This is a genomic window from Mycolicibacter sp. MU0083 (genome assembly GCF_963378075.1).
GTDB lineage: Bacteria > Actinomycetota > Actinomycetes > Mycobacteriales > Mycobacteriaceae > Mycobacterium > Mycobacterium kokjensenii.
In genome coordinates, this window is sequence record NZ_OY726394.1 from 606,277 (window position 1) to 619,557 (window position 13,281).

Sequence of the window (13,281 nt, forward strand, 5' to 3'; positions counted from 1 at the left end):
AGGGTAGCGGCCCGCTCAGATCCCGCTGATGCCGAGCAGCGCTTGGATTACCTGGACGCAGAGGATGGGGACCAGTAACACGATCATGATGATCCACAGCGAGAGCAGTACCTTCCAGACGATCACGTGGACCCACGCCATCGCGATGTAGAGGCCCATGATCGCGTTTGCGTATCTGGCCAGCAGGAAGCTGATCCGGTCGCGGAGTTTCTTCAGCACGTGATTGCTCCTTTCTGAACAGCGGACAACGGGCCGCGAGCGGCGGCGGAGGTTCGCTACCGCAGTGGGCGAGGCCGGCGGAGGCGCGGGGAGACAGCCGTCGCTGCGCATGTCGTGCCGTTCTGGTTTCGCCACGTTCGGGCGGACACCGCTTGCACACCCGGTCGGTGTGCCGGCTCTTCCCCTGGGGCACCGTGCGGTGGGGCGCGGTTGCCGTGACAGCGGGCCAGGTACCCGATCTGCTGTCCTCTCTTGAGCCACTTACATGATAGATCGGGGGTACGACACGTTCCGGTGTCGACGGATCAGGCTGGGGCAGTAGGTGATCCGACCCGGTCGTCTGCTCGTCGGCGGCCTCCGGTATACTGAATCTGCTTCACGAGTTGCCGTCGACAAGCTCCGACTGGATGGCACGCCAACCCCACGCTCGTGGGTGGCTCGGATGACGAAGCGGCCGACACCGACCGGTGTCCGGCAAGAGCGCCTCTTCGATGAGGCCCGGGCATTCAGGAGTAATGCAATGGGCAACACCAGATCTACGCCTTTGACCACGATTCGACGTGACCGCGCCCGCGGCGGCCTGCTCGGCGCCGCAGCAGGCGAGGCGCTGGCCGCCGCGAACGGTGGGGCGTGGGCAGGCGGCACGGCCAGGGTGATTCCGGTCGCCGAGTTGCTAGCGGCTGGCGCGGACGTGCGCGAGAAAGGAACTCGCGAACGCATTGCCGCGCGCTGGGATTGGTGGCGAGGATCCGCCGGCGGCGGGGATCGGACCACTTCGGTGATACCGGCCGCGCCGGCGGCATTGGCTTGCCTCGGCGACGCCGCCGAACTTGCCGGCGTGGTCCGGCCGATTGCCGCACTGATCCAGCACGATCCCGACGTCTCCGACTCCGCGGTGCTGTGGTGCGCCGCGATTCGCCATGCGATTCTGACCAGAGAACTCGATATCCGGGCGGGCCTGCAACTACTGGAATCATCCCGACAACGGTTGTGGTCGAACCGATTCGATGAAGCCGAACGCCATGACCCGTCGGCGTGCGCCGCGAACGGTGAGAGCCGGGGTGCGTTGCCGCGCGCGTTGTCGACGATCGTGCACACCCCGATCCCCGACGATGATCCCGCCAACGGGGTGTTCCGCGTCGATCACCTGCGGAACGCGGTGCAGGCGGCGGTGCGTGACGGCGCATCGACTGAGGAGGCCGCGATCATCGGCGGTCTGCTCGGTGCGGTCTACGGTGCCTCGGCGGTCCCCGGAGACTGGCGGCTGACGCTGCGCGGCTGGCCCGGCATACGTGCCCACAGCCTGGACGCCTTGGCCGACACGATCATCGGGTGGGCGGGAGCCGAGCGGCGGAACGACACCTCGGTGAACAAGGTTCAGCTGGAAGGGAGCCGGCATCCCCACGACGATGACCTCTGGATCGGCGGCGTCAGCCCGTATGCGCGGGTGACATCGCTTCTGCGCCCGGGCCTCGACGTGGTGGTGACCTTGTCCGAAGCGGGTGACCCCGATCCGTGCTACGGAGTCATCACGCTCGACGTGCGACCGGCGGATTTCGGTGGTGACACCGTCAACGTGGATTTCGGGCTACTCGATACGGTGCGTGTCCTCGAACGCCTTCGGGCCGACGGCCGGGCCGTGTTCGTGCACGCACTGCTCGGCACCGGCCATGCGGTAGCCGTCGGCGCGTTGTACGGGGCACGCCGGCGAGGCATCGGGATCGAAGACGCACTTCGCGACGTGGTCGAGGCGTTGCGGCGCCCCGTCGATCTGGACGACGAGGTACGCGCGGCACTGTATCGCCTGGCGGGTGCGGCATGAGCCGAGGACCAGAGCGACTGCAACCCGCCATTCGGTTCTCAAAGCACGCCCCGAACACCTGGGGCCCGTACTGGGATGCGATCTTCGGCTGGGAAGCCGGTACCGAGCGACTGGTGACGGGCTTTACCCAGTGGAAACTCTCGTCGACCGCGGTAAACGTTGCCCGCGGCTACTGGAATCGTCGCGAATACCACCGCCTGACATACGAATCCGTCTACGGACCGGATCCGGAGCACTGGCCGTCCCAGCATCCCGGCGTCGTGCTGGGCGATCGTCCTGGATGCCTGCGGTGCCACTACCTGGGGCCGCGTACCGCGCCGCCTGACGCACTCGACTTAGTGTGGCGCCACGAAGCCTCCGGCGGCGAGATCCGCGACGGGGCCAGAAGACATGTCGGTACCGACTGAAACAATCCAGAGGCAGGAGAAAGGGAGGTCCTCAGTGGCAGATTCCACCGTGCAGGGCTACGACATCATCGGCGACGTCCACGGCTGCGCCGACGACCTCGAAGCGCTTCTGACCCGACTGGATTACCGGAAAGCCTCCGGCGCAGGCGAATACCGGCATCCGGAACGGCAGGTGATCTTCGTCGGTGACCTGATCGACCGCGGCCCCGGACAGCTGCGCGTGCTGGAAATCGCCAAAGCCATGGTGGAGGCCGGCAGCGCCCAGATCGTCATGGGCAACCACGAATTCAACGCGCTGGCCTACCACACCGAATGGCCGGAAGGTAGTGGGAAGTATCGGCGTCCGCACGATGATCCGGACCACCCGAAGTCCGAACAGAACGCCCGGCAGCACCGGGCCTTCCTCGACCAGCTGACCGCGAAGCAGCAGCGTCACTACCTGGACTGGTTTGCCACCATGCCGCTCTGGCTCGACTTGGCCGGCCTGCGGGTGGTGCACGCCTGTTGGCACGACGAGTCGATCACCGACGTGCTGCAGCACTGCGGAACCGACGTGCCCTTCGGCGAGACCGCACACTTGGTGGACGCCACCGACGAAGATCATCGGCTGTACCGCGCAATCGAGAACCTGCTCAAAGGCCCGGAGATCAGCCTGGTCGAACACGGCCAGCCCCCCTACGTGGACAAGGGCGGCGACGTTCGCCGTCGGGCACGCATCCGGTGGTGGGACAGTGAAGCGCGCACTCTGCGTCAGATCGCCGAGATGGGGGCGGTGAAATCGGCCCACTGCGGTCATCCCTACCCGAATCTTCCAGATGCGGAGCCCAAGGGGGTCACCCAGTCCTACGTCTACACCGGCACCGTCCCGGTGTTCTACGGCCACTACTGGCGCACGGGCGAGCCCGAGCACTTGGTCGACTGGACCGCGCGCACCGCCTGCGTGGACTTCAGCGCGGTCAACAAGGACAAAGGTGGCGCCCTGACTGCCTACCAGTGGTCGGGGGAGTCCGCGATCAACCCCGGAAACTATGTGCAATTGGGCCGCTGACCACGCATCCGGTCACGCTGATATCACCGGTGCTATCCGATTTCCACAGAACACATGCCCGCTGTGACGCTACGGCTGAGGCAGGAGTGATGTCAGCCGGACATAGCATGCACATGCTAATGTATGTGCATGTCCATATTGGAGCATCGGCTTCAGATCCTGCTGGACGATGAGCGTCACCGCCGCATCACGGCGGCCGCGCGTGAGCGAGGTGTCTCCGTTGCGACGGTAGTGCGCGAGGCGATTGATCGCAGCCTCGCGGGAGCTAATGATCGCCGCAAAGCGGCAGGTCAACACATTCTTGGTGCCGTAGACATGGAGCTTCCCGAACCGTCTGAGCTGAAGCTCGAACTTGAAGCGTTGCGTGGCCGCCGCGGATGATCCTGCTCGACACGACAGTGCTGCTGTATGCCAAAGGTGCAGAGCACCGGTTCCGGGCGCCATGCCGTGATCTGATCGCAGCAATCGCTGATGGGCGAATCGAAGCGAGTACTACGCCTGAGGTGATTCAAGAGTTCGTACATGTTCGAGCTCGTCGCCGCGGCCGTAGGGATGCTGCAGCGCTTGGTCGTAGTTATGCGGCGGTGCTGTCGCCCTTGGTGAGCGTCACCGCAGATCACCTTGAGCGAGGACTTGCCATCTACGAGCCGATCTCAAGCGTCGGTGCTTTTGATGCCGTCCTCGCCGCAGTCACCGAATCTGCCGGCGCGATCCTGGTTTCGGCAGACGCTGCGTTTGGCGAGATTCCGGAGATCGCCCACATTGTGCCGGACGCGGCAGGTGTCGCGGGTTTACTGGGCGCTACATGAACTCCCCGTAGGCTGGGCAGATGGCGTCCCCGATCCTGACGGCCGACTTCGCCCGCGAACTGCCCGAGCTCGCCCAGCCCTGGCAGGCTGCCGCCCCGCCGGCCCCGAAACTGCTGGTGCTCAACGAGGAACTCGCCATCGAACTGGGTCTGGATCCGCAGTGGCTGAACACCCCCGACGGCCTGAACTTTTTGACCGGCAACAACATCCCCGACGGCGCCACCCCGGTGGCGCAGGCATACGCCGGCCACCAGTTCGGCAACTACGTGCCGGTGCTCGGCGACGGCCGCGCCCTGCTGCTCGGTGAACTCGCCGGCGACCACCGCCGCGACATCCACCTCAAGGGCTCCGGGCGGACGCCGTTCGCCCGCGGCGGCGACGGCCTGGCCGCGGTCGGTCCGATGCTGCGCGAATACGTGATCAGCGAAGCCATGCACGCCCTCGGTATCCCCACCACCCGCGCACTGGCCGTCGTCGCCACCGGCGCGCCGGTGCAGCGCGAGACCCCGCTGCCCGGGGCGGTGCTGACCCGCGTCGCCGCCAGCCACCTGCGGGTCGGCAGCTTCCAGCTCGTCGCCCAACAGGCCCGCTCCACCGGCGACCTGGGACTGCTGCGCCGCCTGGCCGATCACGCGATCGACCGGCACTACCCCGACGCGCAGCACGCCGAAAACCCTTACTTCGCACTGTTCCAGGCGGTGCTGGACGGCCAAGCGTCGCTGATCGCCCGGTGGATGCACGTCGGATTCGTGCACGGGGTGATGAACACCGACAACATGACCATCTCCGGGGAGACCATCGACTACGGCCCGTGCGCCTTCATGGAGGCCTACGACCCGGCGACGGTGTTCAGCTCCATCGACCACGCCGGGCGCTACGCCTACGGCAACCAACCGCTGGTGGCGCAGTGGAACCTGGCCCGATTCGCCGAAACCCTGCTGCCACTGTTCTCCGACGACGAGGACACGGCGCTGACGATGGCGGTGGACACGCTCGAAGGATTCATGCCGCGCTACCACGGTTTGTGGTCGGCCGGAATGCTGGAGAAGTTCGGGCTGAGTGCCGGCATGGAGGCGGCCGCGCTGATCGACCAGGCGTTGGCGCTGATGAACGAACACCGCGTCGACTACACCTCGTTCTTCCGCAACCTCGCCCGCGCCGGTCGCGGCGACACCGCAGCGCTGCCCGCCGCGTTCGGCGACTGGCTGGCGCGCTGGCGGGCGATGGGGCCCGACGTCGAGGCGATGGACCGGGTCAACCCCGTCTACATTCCGCGCAACCACCTGGTGGAGCAGGCGCTGACCGCCGCGACGCACGGCGACCTCGAACCGACCCAGAAGCTGCTCGACGCGATCTCCGAGCCGTTCTGCGAGCGTGACGGGCTCGCCGACTATGCCGCCCCGGCTCCGCCGGAGTTCGGCCACTACCGGACCTTCTGCGGAACCTGACCCGGCATCGTCCGCAGTTATTGCGGAATCCGCAGTAACTGCGGTATGGTGGTGTATGTCCAACCCCTACACGCCTATTCGTCGACACCTCGACCGGGCCGAGGCGGCCGACACCGCAGCCGAAGCGCTACAACACCTTCGGGCTGTCCTAACCGACACCGGTCGGCTGCTCGATGAAGTGCTGGCCAGTGCGGTCGTCGACGATGAACTGTCGATCGCCGCGGCCGGTAAAAGTGCCGGCCTCACCGAAAACGCGGTGGGGCCGCGCCTGGCCAACACTGCACGACTGGCCCCCTACGCGTCAGGGCAAGGTCGCATCACCGCCGAAGACGTCAAACGTGCCCGCCGGCACAAGTACGAGGGAAAGTCCCTGCCGCCGGTGGCCCCACCCGAGCCGATGCGGTTCAAGCCGCGCAGAAAGTCCAACCCCTCTTAGTGGCCTCGAAAGGACCGACCATGACGAACCCGAACCTCAGCTGGCTGGTGTTCCTGCTCGACCGATCGGGCTCGATGCAATCGATCAAGTCCGATGTCATCGGCGGATTCGAGGCCTTCATCGCCGAGCAACGCGCCGGTGAAGGCCAGTGCGTCGCGACCCTGGCGCAGTTCGACCACGAGTACGAGGTCGTCTACCGCGGCGTAGCGCTGCAGGAAGTGCCGGAGCTGCGACTGCACCCGCGCGGCCGCACGGCCCTGCTGGACGCGATGGGCAGGCTCATCACCGACACGGCGACCGAAATCGATGCGTTGGCGCCGGCCGAGCGGCCCGGAACCGTCGTCGTGGCGATCATGACCGACGGACTGGAGAACGCCAGCGGGGAATGGCGACGTCCCGACGTCAAAGCCCTTGTCGAACAACAGACCAACGACCACGGTTGGGAGTTCCTCTACATGGGCGCCGACCAGGACGCCGTCGAAGTGGGCCGGGGCCTCGGGGTCAAAGACGGCCAAGCCATCACCTACGCGCGGGGCAAGTCGCGCGAAGCGATGCAGGCCATGTCGGGCAACATCCGGGACTATCGCAATGAGAAGCGGGCAGATCCGGCGTCGTCCATGCGTGCCTTCACCGCCAGGCAACGCGCCGCGCTGGCCGACGACACCGCCGGCTGACCTTCGGCCGCAGCTGAGCTGTCAGACCCCGCTCGTAGCATCCCGGTCATGGAGGCGGTGCTCACGTGTGTGCTGGTGATCCTGGTCTGCGGAGGCTTTGCGCTGGTCCACGACCTGCGGGTGGTGCGGGCCGGCAGGCAGGACCGCGAAAGGATCCGTGACCGCGCCGACAAGCAACATCACTGGGTGCTGACCGGTGATGACCGGGGTGTCTACGGGGCCGGCGGTGCGGCTTTGATGCGTCACGTCACCGAACCGCCCGAACTCGACGAGATCGTCACCGCCACAGTCGAACCGACCGAAGTGGCCGCGGTGGCCCATACCGCCGAGGCCCTGGCGGCCCTGATCGCCGAGAAGCCCGCCTGCTGGCGTTACGCGGTGTTCGTCTCGGTGCTGGTGCAGCGCCGCGCACAGGTGCAGTCCCGGCTGCGCGACCAGGAATTGGGCTACTGCGCGACCCGTGGCCCGCGCATCCACCACGGATTTGCGCTCGGGCAGTACCTGGCCGATCTCCTGCAACAGGTCGCGGTGCTGGTCGGTCAGATCGAGGAGCTGATGCTCAGCCCCGGGTTCGTCCGGATGTTCGGCGATCCTTACGACGGGGATACCGCCGACGCGGGCGCGATCGTGCATGCCGCACACCGGCTGATGGACCTGCACGAGAACCTGCTCGATCTGGCCGAACGCTGCCGCGGCGTCGACGTGCTCGCGCAACACAGTGAGGTGGTCCGGGACTGCGCCCGCGTCATCGATGCCCCGCTGGAGGGCTACCGCAACTTCATCGACGAGTTCGTCGAACGCATCGACGAGCTGCCCGAGGTGCTGCGCTACGCCCGCGGGCACATCGACATGGGTGCCATCATGCTGACCATGGACGACAGCGGCCCGCTGTTCCAGAACGCTTTCAACGGCCTGCGCAAACTCGCCGCCGGCCGATGACACGCGGCGTCACGCCGGGGCGGGCCCGCCCCGGGCGTCGAGCACCTGCTGGATCAGCTCGGCGATGCGCTGCTGGCCGGAGGCAGCGAGCTCGCGAGCAGCGGCGATTTCCTGGCTGTGTGCTCGCACCTGACCCTCGAGCGCGGTGACACGCGGTTCCAGATCTTCGGCCGGCACGGTGGGGCCTACGCCGACCAGATTGACGGCTACCTCTGTCAAGGCAGAGAGGTACCAATGATGGCGTTGAACATCGAAGATCCGGCGGTTCACGATGCGGTCAAAGAGATCGCCAGGATCACCGGCGAATCGCACGCGCAGGTAGTCGCCGCCGCGGTACGGGAGCGCTTGGTCCACCTGCAAGCCGACTCCGCCGCTGTACGATTCCTCGACATCGGACGGCGGGCCGCAGCGCGGATGCCTGAGGAAACCAAGCAACTGGACCACGGCGCACTGCTCTACGACGACCGCGGATCGCGCGGGTGATCGGCGACGCCCCGATTGTCTGCGGCCCGATGCCGAACGGCGCCGCTTCGACGCCGCCTGCGATGCGTTGCGCACCGGTCGTGCCCGGTCGGCATGAACAAGTGATATCACAACATGGTGAGCGCTATCATTGGAGTGTGAAGCAGCTTCTGCTGCGGGTTCCGGAGGACCTGCACCGGCGCCTGGTAGCCCGGGCAGCCCGCGAAGGCCGCAGCCTCAACGCGGTGGCCACCGAGATCCTCGACGCGGCAGCCGATGCCGACGCCGGCGACCGGCGCGCGCAGGTCCGGGCCGCTGCGGCGGCCGCGGGAATCTTGCGCGGGCAGACCGCTAGGCCGCTCAGCGCCGCTCGCAGGCAGCGTGCGATCGCATCGACACGTGGTCTCGGAACCCAGCTCGACCGACTGCTGGCCGACGAGCGTGACCGGTTGTGATCGCCTACCTGGACTCTTCGGTGCTGGCGCGTGCCTATCTGGCCGACGAAGACGGCCATGGGCAGGCCACGGCGCTACTTGCCGATCCCGATATCGCTACGGTGACCGGCACCTGGACTCGCATCGAGGTCTCCGGCGCCCTGGTCCGTGCTGCTCGGGCCGGTCGCGCCGACGAAAAAGGTCTGCTTGCGGCGTTGGACGCCGACCTGGCCGGACCGGTCCTTGTGCTGGATGCACCGCAGGAACTGGTGGAGAACGACGCCCTGAAACTCGTGCGCAGGCATGCGCTGCGGGCGATGGATGCCTGGCACCTGGCGGTTGCGGCGCTGGTGATTCCGCCACTCCTGGCACCCGGCGAGCAACGCGGGTTCGCGTCGCGGGACGCCGCGCAGCGTCGCGTCGCCGAAAAACTCGGCTTCCTCGCGCTCTGACCCGCTGCTATCACCGGCGCTATCCGAACCGAACACAGCCACCTGGCCGGAGAATCGCCAGAGTTCACTCCGGTGTGGAGAACACCGGCTTCTGGGCGTGCCGCGCAGCCCGATGCGCCCCGTGTCGGGCCGGCACCTGCGGAGCCGGCCGGCCCGGGGGAGCGGCGTGCCGGCCGGACGCGCCACCGCCGTCCTCCCGGATCTCGAAGCGCTGCGCCAGCCGCGCCAACGGCGCCGGAGCCCACCAGTTCCAGCGGCCCATCAGATGCATGAACGCCGGCACCAACACCATCCGGATCAACGTGGCGTCGGCCAGCACCGCCAGCGTCAACCCCAGCCCCAGCATCCGCATGAACGACACCTGCGCGGCGATCAACGCCGCGAACGAGATCGACATGATCAGCGCCGCCGCGGTGATCACCCGCGCGGTATGGGCCACCCCCAGTGACACGCTCTCGTCGTTGTCGGCGCGGGTCCGACCCGACGCCAGCCAGTACTCCCGAATCCGGGACACCAGGAACACCTCGTAGTCCATCGACAGGCCGAACGAGATGCAGAACAGCAGCACCGGCACGTTGGCGACCAGGATCCCGGTCGGCGTCGTCCCGAAAGCCCCCAGCTGCCCGTCCTGAAAGATCCAGACCAGCGCGCCGAACGCCGCGCACAACGACAACACGTTGAGGATCAACGCTTTCAGCGGCATCACCACACTGCCGGTCAACAAGAACAGCAACACGAACGTGATCGCCGCGATCAACCCCAACACCAGCGGCAACCGATCGATGATCGCGTCGACGCTGTCCCGGTTGAGCTGCGCCAACCCGCCCATCAGCACCGGATGCCGCCCCGGCGTCGGCACCGCGTGCAGCCGGTCGAGCTGGGTGTCGGACGCCTCGGAGAACAGCGGTGCGGAACTGGAGACGGTCAACAGCACCTGGCCGTCGGCGACTCCGGCGGCCGCACTGGGGTCCCCGACGCGGGCCCCGCCGACGAACGTTCCGGTGGGTGCCGACACCGACAACACGTCCGGCACCCGGGACAACGCCGCGGCATAGCGGTCCACCTCCGCGGGCGCCACCAGGTCGGCGTCGCGGACCACGATCGGAACCTCGCGGTCGGAGCCGTCGGCGAACCGGTCGCGCAGCGCATCGCCGACCCGATGCGCCGACGCCGAGGTCGGCAGCACCCGGTCATCGGGGAACCCCCACTTCACCCCGAGGAACGGCACTCCGGCCGCCACCAGTAGCGTCACCACCGCCAACCCGATCGGCACCGCATGACGGGACACGAATCGCGTTGCCCGATACCAGAATCCCTGCTCGACCGGCACCGCCATCGGCTCCGGCCGGCGCAGCACCCGCCGGATCAGCCGGTGCAGATCCCACGCATCCAGCCGCGGCCCCAACAACGCGATGGCCGCCGGCGTCACCACGATGGCCGCCAGCGCCACGAACGTCACCGTCGCCACCCCGGCGTAGGCGAACGACTTCAGAAAATACATCGGGAACAACGCCATCGCCGCCATCGACAGCGCCACGGTGACCGCCGAGAACGCCACGGTGCGCCCCGCGGTGGTCATGGTCCGCAGCAACGCCGCATCACCGGCGGCGCCCTCGGCCAGCTCGTCGCGGTAGCGGTTGATGATCAACAGCGTGTAGTCGATCGCCAGCGCCAACCCCATCGCGGTGGTCAGGTTCATCGCGAAGATCGACACGTCGGTGCCCAGCGTGATCAGCCGCAACACCGCCATCGACCCGACGATCGCCAGCCCGCCGAGCAGCACCGGCAACGCCGCCGCCACCAGACCGCCGAACACCCACACCAGCACCACGAAACTGAAGGGGATCGCGATCGACTCCATCAACAACAGATCGTGCTGGTTCTGCTGATTGATCTGGGCGTAGACCATCGCGCCGCCACCGGCCTGCACCGTCACCCCGTCGCGGTCGCCGGCTAGCTGATCGGCCAGGTCGCGGGCGTACTTCTGCGCGTCGTTCTCGCCGCCGCGCAGATTCGCCACGATCAGCCCCGATACGCCGTCGCGGCTGGTCAACCGGGCGGCGGCCGACGGCGGGCCGGTCCACGGCGAGGTCACGTTGAAGACGTGCGGCGACGCCTGCAACGCCTCGGTGAGTTCGGTGCCGACCGCCCGGGCCCGCTCGCCGTCGACGCCGTCGGGGGAACTCACCAGCAGCAGCAACTGCTGGTCGCTCTGCCCGAACTCCTCGGTCAGCAACTGCGTCGCCCGGGCGGATTCGGAATTCGGGTCCTGGAAACCGCCCGCGGACAGCTTGTCGGCCACCGGGATTCCGAACACCGCCGCGGCCACCATGATCAGTGCGGCCACCGCCAGGACCCGGCGTGGGGCGGCCAGCGCGAGCAGTGCGATCCGGTGGAGCACGTCGATGCCCTTCCGCCGAAACAAGCAGACAGAGGTGCCGTTGGCACCCCTAACGACAAGATACGAGCCGGACGGCCCGCACGTTCACCGATTCGCCCGGCGAACCGCCGGGTTGAACCGCCGCCGCGGCGGCATCGTGCCCTCGATATGGACAACACGTCGAGGTGCCCGACGATCACCGCCGCGCGCCTGCGGTGCGGGCGGTAGCGGTGTACTACCTGCTGATCCTGGTGGTGGGCGCCGAACGGCTCGCCGAACTGGCGCTGGCCAGAAACCATGCGCGCTGGGCGTTCGCCCACGGCGGCACCGAATTTGGCCACCGGCACTACCCGGTGATGGTCAGCATCCACACCGCACTGCTGGTCAGCTGTGTGGCCGAAGTGGCGCTGCTGCACCGGCCCTTCATCGGCTGGCTGGGCTGGCCGATGCTCGCGCTGGCCGCGGCCGCCCAGGCGCTGCGCTGGTGGTGCGTGGCGACCCTGGGCAAACGGTGGAACACCATGGTGATCGTGCTGCCCGACGCGCCGCTGGTGCACGGCGGTCCCTACCGGTGGCTGCGGCATCCCAACTATGTGGCCGTGGTCCTCGAGGGGTTGGCGCTGCCCCTGATCCACACCGCGTGGCTGACCGCGCTCTGGTTCGGCCTGGCCAATGCGGCGGTGCTGCGGGAACGGATCCGGGTGGAGAACGCCGCACTGGGGTACCGGTGACCGCCGGCTTCGATACCGACCTGCTGGTGGTCGGCGGCGGCCCGGGCGGCCTCGGCGCGGCGTTACACGCACGCCGGCAAGGACTTTCGGTGATAATCGCCGATCCGCGGGCCAGCCCCATCGACAAGGCCTGCGGGGAGGGCCTGATGCCCGGCGGGCTGGCCGCCCTGCTGGCGCTGGGCGTGGACCCGGCCGGAATCCCGCTGCGCGGCATCGCCTACTGCGACGGCCCGCGCCGCGTCGACGCGGCGTTCCGCGACGGCCCGGGCCGCGGGGTGCGGCGCACCACCTTGCACGCCGCGCTGACCGATCAGGCCAAACACCACGACGTCGACTGGACCGCCACCCGCGCCGACCGCGTCGAGCAGGACACCCACGGCGTCACCGCCGCCGGCATTCGGGCCCGCTGGCTGATCGCCGCCGACGGACTGCACTCCACGGTGCGACGCGCGGTCGGCATCGGCTGCGCGGCGGGCACCCCCCGGCGCTACGGGCTGCGCCGGCACTACCGGCTGCCGGCCTGGTCGGAATCCGTCGAAGTGCACTGGTCGCCGTGGGGCGAGGCCTACGTGACACCGGTGGAACCCGACTTGGTGGGGGTGGCGATCCTGTCCACCCGACGCCCGCAGCTCGACTGGTTCCCGCAGTTGCAGGCCCGCCTCGGTGCCGTGCCCTGCGGGCCGGCCCGCGGCTGCGGCCCGCTGCGGCAGGTGGTGGAGCGCCGCGTGGCCGGCCGGGTGCTGCTGGTCGGCGACGCCGCCGGCTACGAAGACGCCCTGACCGGGGAGGGGATCAGCCTGGCCGTCAAACAGGCCGAGGCGGCGATCGGCGCGATCGTCGACGACGCCCCGGCGTCCTACGAACGCGCCTGGCGCACCGTCACGCGCCGCTACCGGTTGCTCACCCGCGGGCTGGTGCTGGCCGGCGCGTGGGGCCCGACCCGTCGGGCCGTGGTTCCCGCCGCGTGCGCCCTGCCCGCGGTGTTCGACCGTGCGGTACATCTGCTGGCGCACTGACGGT

17 protein-coding genes and 2 riboswitches are annotated in these 13,281 nt (G+C 68.2%); of the genes, 14 read left to right on the top strand and 3 right to left on the bottom strand.

Features of this window, described 5'->3' with window-relative positions; genetic code table 11:
* Window positions 1-15: 15 nt before the first annotated feature.
* On the bottom strand, window positions 16-219 hold the full coding sequence (locus RCP38_RS02810) for a hypothetical protein (protein ID WP_308475476.1): 204 nt from the start codon (window positions 217-219) through the stop codon (window positions 16-18).
* A 143-nt stretch (window positions 220-362) separates the two neighbouring features.
* Window positions 363-477, bottom strand: a riboswitch (SAM riboswitch).
* A gap of 116 nt (window positions 478-593) precedes the next feature.
* A riboswitch (SAM riboswitch) is annotated at window positions 594-706 on the top strand.
* A 33-nt stretch (window positions 707-739) separates the two neighbouring features.
* On the opposite strand from RCP38_RS02810, the gene RCP38_RS02815 reads away from it, so the two are divergent.
* The 9 genes from RCP38_RS02815 to RCP38_RS02855 all read left to right on the top strand — a co-directional run bounded on the left by RCP38_RS02815 (window position 740) and on the right by RCP38_RS02855 (window position 7,802).
* Window positions 740-2,041, top strand: coding sequence for an ADP-ribosylglycohydrolase family protein (locus tag RCP38_RS02815; RefSeq protein WP_308475478.1), 1,302 nt, complete (start codon window positions 740-742; stop codon window positions 2,039-2,041).
* Window positions 2,038-2,448 carry a hypothetical protein gene (locus tag RCP38_RS02820; protein WP_308475479.1) on the top strand — a complete coding sequence of 137 codons (411 nt, stop codon included), beginning with the start codon at window positions 2,038-2,040 and terminating at the stop codon, window positions 2,446-2,448. The genes RCP38_RS02815 and RCP38_RS02820 overlap by 4 nt, the downstream gene beginning before the upstream one ends.
* Window positions 2,449-2,482: 34 nt before the next feature.
* Window positions 2,483-3,496: a metallophosphoesterase gene (locus RCP38_RS02825; protein ID WP_308475481.1), complete on the top strand. Its 1,014-nt coding sequence runs from the start codon at window positions 2,483-2,485 to the stop codon at window positions 3,494-3,496.
* 129 nt (window positions 3,497-3,625) lie between these two features.
* Window positions 3,626-3,877, top strand: coding sequence for a ribbon-helix-helix domain-containing protein (locus RCP38_RS02830; RefSeq protein ID WP_308475483.1), 252 nt, complete (start codon window positions 3,626-3,628; stop codon window positions 3,875-3,877).
* Entirely contained in the window at window positions 3,874-4,305 is a 432-nt protein-coding gene (locus tag RCP38_RS02835; protein ID WP_308475485.1) for a type II toxin-antitoxin system VapC family toxin, read from the top strand. Before RCP38_RS02830 ends, RCP38_RS02835 begins: the two co-directional genes overlap by 4 nt.
* 20 nt (window positions 4,306-4,325) lie before the next feature.
* A complete protein-coding gene (locus tag RCP38_RS02840) occupies window positions 4,326-5,753 on the top strand; it encodes a protein adenylyltransferase SelO (RefSeq protein WP_308475486.1) in 1,428 nt (475 codons plus the stop codon).
* A gap of 55 nt (window positions 5,754-5,808) precedes the next feature.
* The gene (locus RCP38_RS02845) at window positions 5,809-6,189 is read left to right on the top strand and encodes a hypothetical protein (protein ID WP_308475487.1); all 381 of its coding nucleotides are present in this window, start codon (window positions 5,809-5,811) and stop codon (window positions 6,187-6,189) included.
* 20 nt (window positions 6,190-6,209) lie between these two features.
* Entirely contained in the window at window positions 6,210-6,863 is a 654-nt protein-coding gene (locus tag RCP38_RS02850) for a vWA domain-containing protein (RefSeq protein ID WP_308475489.1), read from the top strand.
* Window positions 6,864-6,911: 48 nt separating this feature from the next.
* Window positions 6,912-7,802: a hypothetical protein gene (locus tag RCP38_RS02855; protein WP_308475490.1), complete on the top strand. Its 891-nt coding sequence runs from the start codon at window positions 6,912-6,914 to the stop codon at window positions 7,800-7,802.
* A gap of 9 nt (window positions 7,803-7,811) precedes the next feature.
* On the opposite strand, the gene RCP38_RS02860 is transcribed toward RCP38_RS02855, so the two are convergent.
* Complete coding sequence (locus tag RCP38_RS02860; protein ID WP_308475491.1) at window positions 7,812-8,021, bottom strand: hypothetical protein; 210 nt, start codon at window positions 8,019-8,021, stop codon at window positions 7,812-7,814.
* 18 nt (window positions 8,022-8,039) lie between these two features.
* Here RCP38_RS02860 and RCP38_RS02865 point away from each other — a divergent pair, with 18 nt between their 5' ends.
* The 3 genes from RCP38_RS02865 to RCP38_RS02875 all read left to right on the top strand — a co-directional run bounded on the left by RCP38_RS02865 (window position 8,040) and on the right by RCP38_RS02875 (window position 9,150).
* Window positions 8,040-8,285, top strand: a complete 246-nt coding sequence (locus tag RCP38_RS02865; RefSeq protein ID WP_308475492.1) for a type II toxin-antitoxin system VapB family antitoxin — start codon at window positions 8,040-8,042, stop codon at window positions 8,283-8,285.
* A 137-nt stretch (window positions 8,286-8,422) separates the two neighbouring features.
* Window positions 8,423-8,719, top strand: coding sequence for a FitA-like ribbon-helix-helix domain-containing protein (locus RCP38_RS02870; protein ID WP_308475494.1), 297 nt, complete (start codon window positions 8,423-8,425; stop codon window positions 8,717-8,719).
* The gene (locus tag RCP38_RS02875; RefSeq protein WP_308475495.1) at window positions 8,716-9,150 is read left to right on the top strand and encodes a type II toxin-antitoxin system VapC family toxin; all 435 of its coding nucleotides are present in this window, start codon (window positions 8,716-8,718) and stop codon (window positions 9,148-9,150) included. Before RCP38_RS02870 ends, RCP38_RS02875 begins: the two co-directional genes overlap by 4 nt.
* Window positions 9,151-9,214: 64 nt before the next feature.
* Here RCP38_RS02875 and RCP38_RS02880 read toward each other — a convergent pair whose 3' ends face one another.
* Window positions 9,215-11,551 (bottom strand): MMPL family transporter, encoded by a 2,337-nt coding sequence (locus tag RCP38_RS02880; protein WP_308475497.1) that lies wholly within the window; start codon window positions 11,549-11,551, stop codon window positions 9,215-9,217.
* Between the two features lie 209 nt (window positions 11,552-11,760).
* Here RCP38_RS02880 and RCP38_RS02885 point away from each other — a divergent pair, with 209 nt between their 5' ends.
* Window positions 11,761-12,261, top strand: coding sequence for an isoprenylcysteine carboxyl methyltransferase family protein (locus RCP38_RS02885; RefSeq protein ID WP_308477034.1), 501 nt, complete (start codon window positions 11,761-11,763; stop codon window positions 12,259-12,261).
* A complete protein-coding gene (locus RCP38_RS02890) occupies window positions 12,258-13,277 on the top strand; it encodes an NAD(P)/FAD-dependent oxidoreductase (protein WP_308475498.1) in 1,020 nt (339 codons plus the stop codon). The genes RCP38_RS02885 and RCP38_RS02890 overlap by 4 nt, the downstream gene beginning before the upstream one ends.
* Window positions 13,278-13,281: the final 4 nt, after the last annotated feature.

Bases quoted from the DNA above. Each gene is read 5' to 3' on its own strand.
- RCP38_RS02840 (WP_308475486.1), top strand. From the start codon at position 4,326: ATGGCGTCCCCGATCCTGACGGCCGACTTCGCCCGCGAACTGCCCGAG.
- RCP38_RS02820 (WP_308475479.1), top strand. From the start codon at position 2,038: ATGAGCCGAGGACCAGAGCGACTGCAACCCGCCATTCGGTTCTCAAAG.
- RCP38_RS02850 (WP_308475489.1), top strand. From the start codon at position 6,210: ATGACGAACCCGAACCTCAGCTGGCTGGTGTTCCTGCTCGACCGATCG.
- RCP38_RS02845 (WP_308475487.1), top strand. From the start codon at position 5,809: ATGTCCAACCCCTACACGCCTATTCGTCGACACCTCGACCGGGCCGAG.
- RCP38_RS02835 (WP_308475485.1), top strand. From the start codon at position 3,874: ATGATCCTGCTCGACACGACAGTGCTGCTGTATGCCAAAGGTGCAGAG.
- RCP38_RS02830 (WP_308475483.1), top strand. From the start codon at position 3,626: ATGTCCATATTGGAGCATCGGCTTCAGATCCTGCTGGACGATGAGCGT.
- RCP38_RS02855 (WP_308475490.1), top strand. From the start codon at position 6,912: ATGGAGGCGGTGCTCACGTGTGTGCTGGTGATCCTGGTCTGCGGAGGC.
- RCP38_RS02865 (WP_308475492.1), top strand. From the start codon at position 8,040: ATGGCGTTGAACATCGAAGATCCGGCGGTTCACGATGCGGTCAAAGAG.
- RCP38_RS02815 (WP_308475478.1), top strand. From the start codon at position 740: ATGGGCAACACCAGATCTACGCCTTTGACCACGATTCGACGTGACCGC.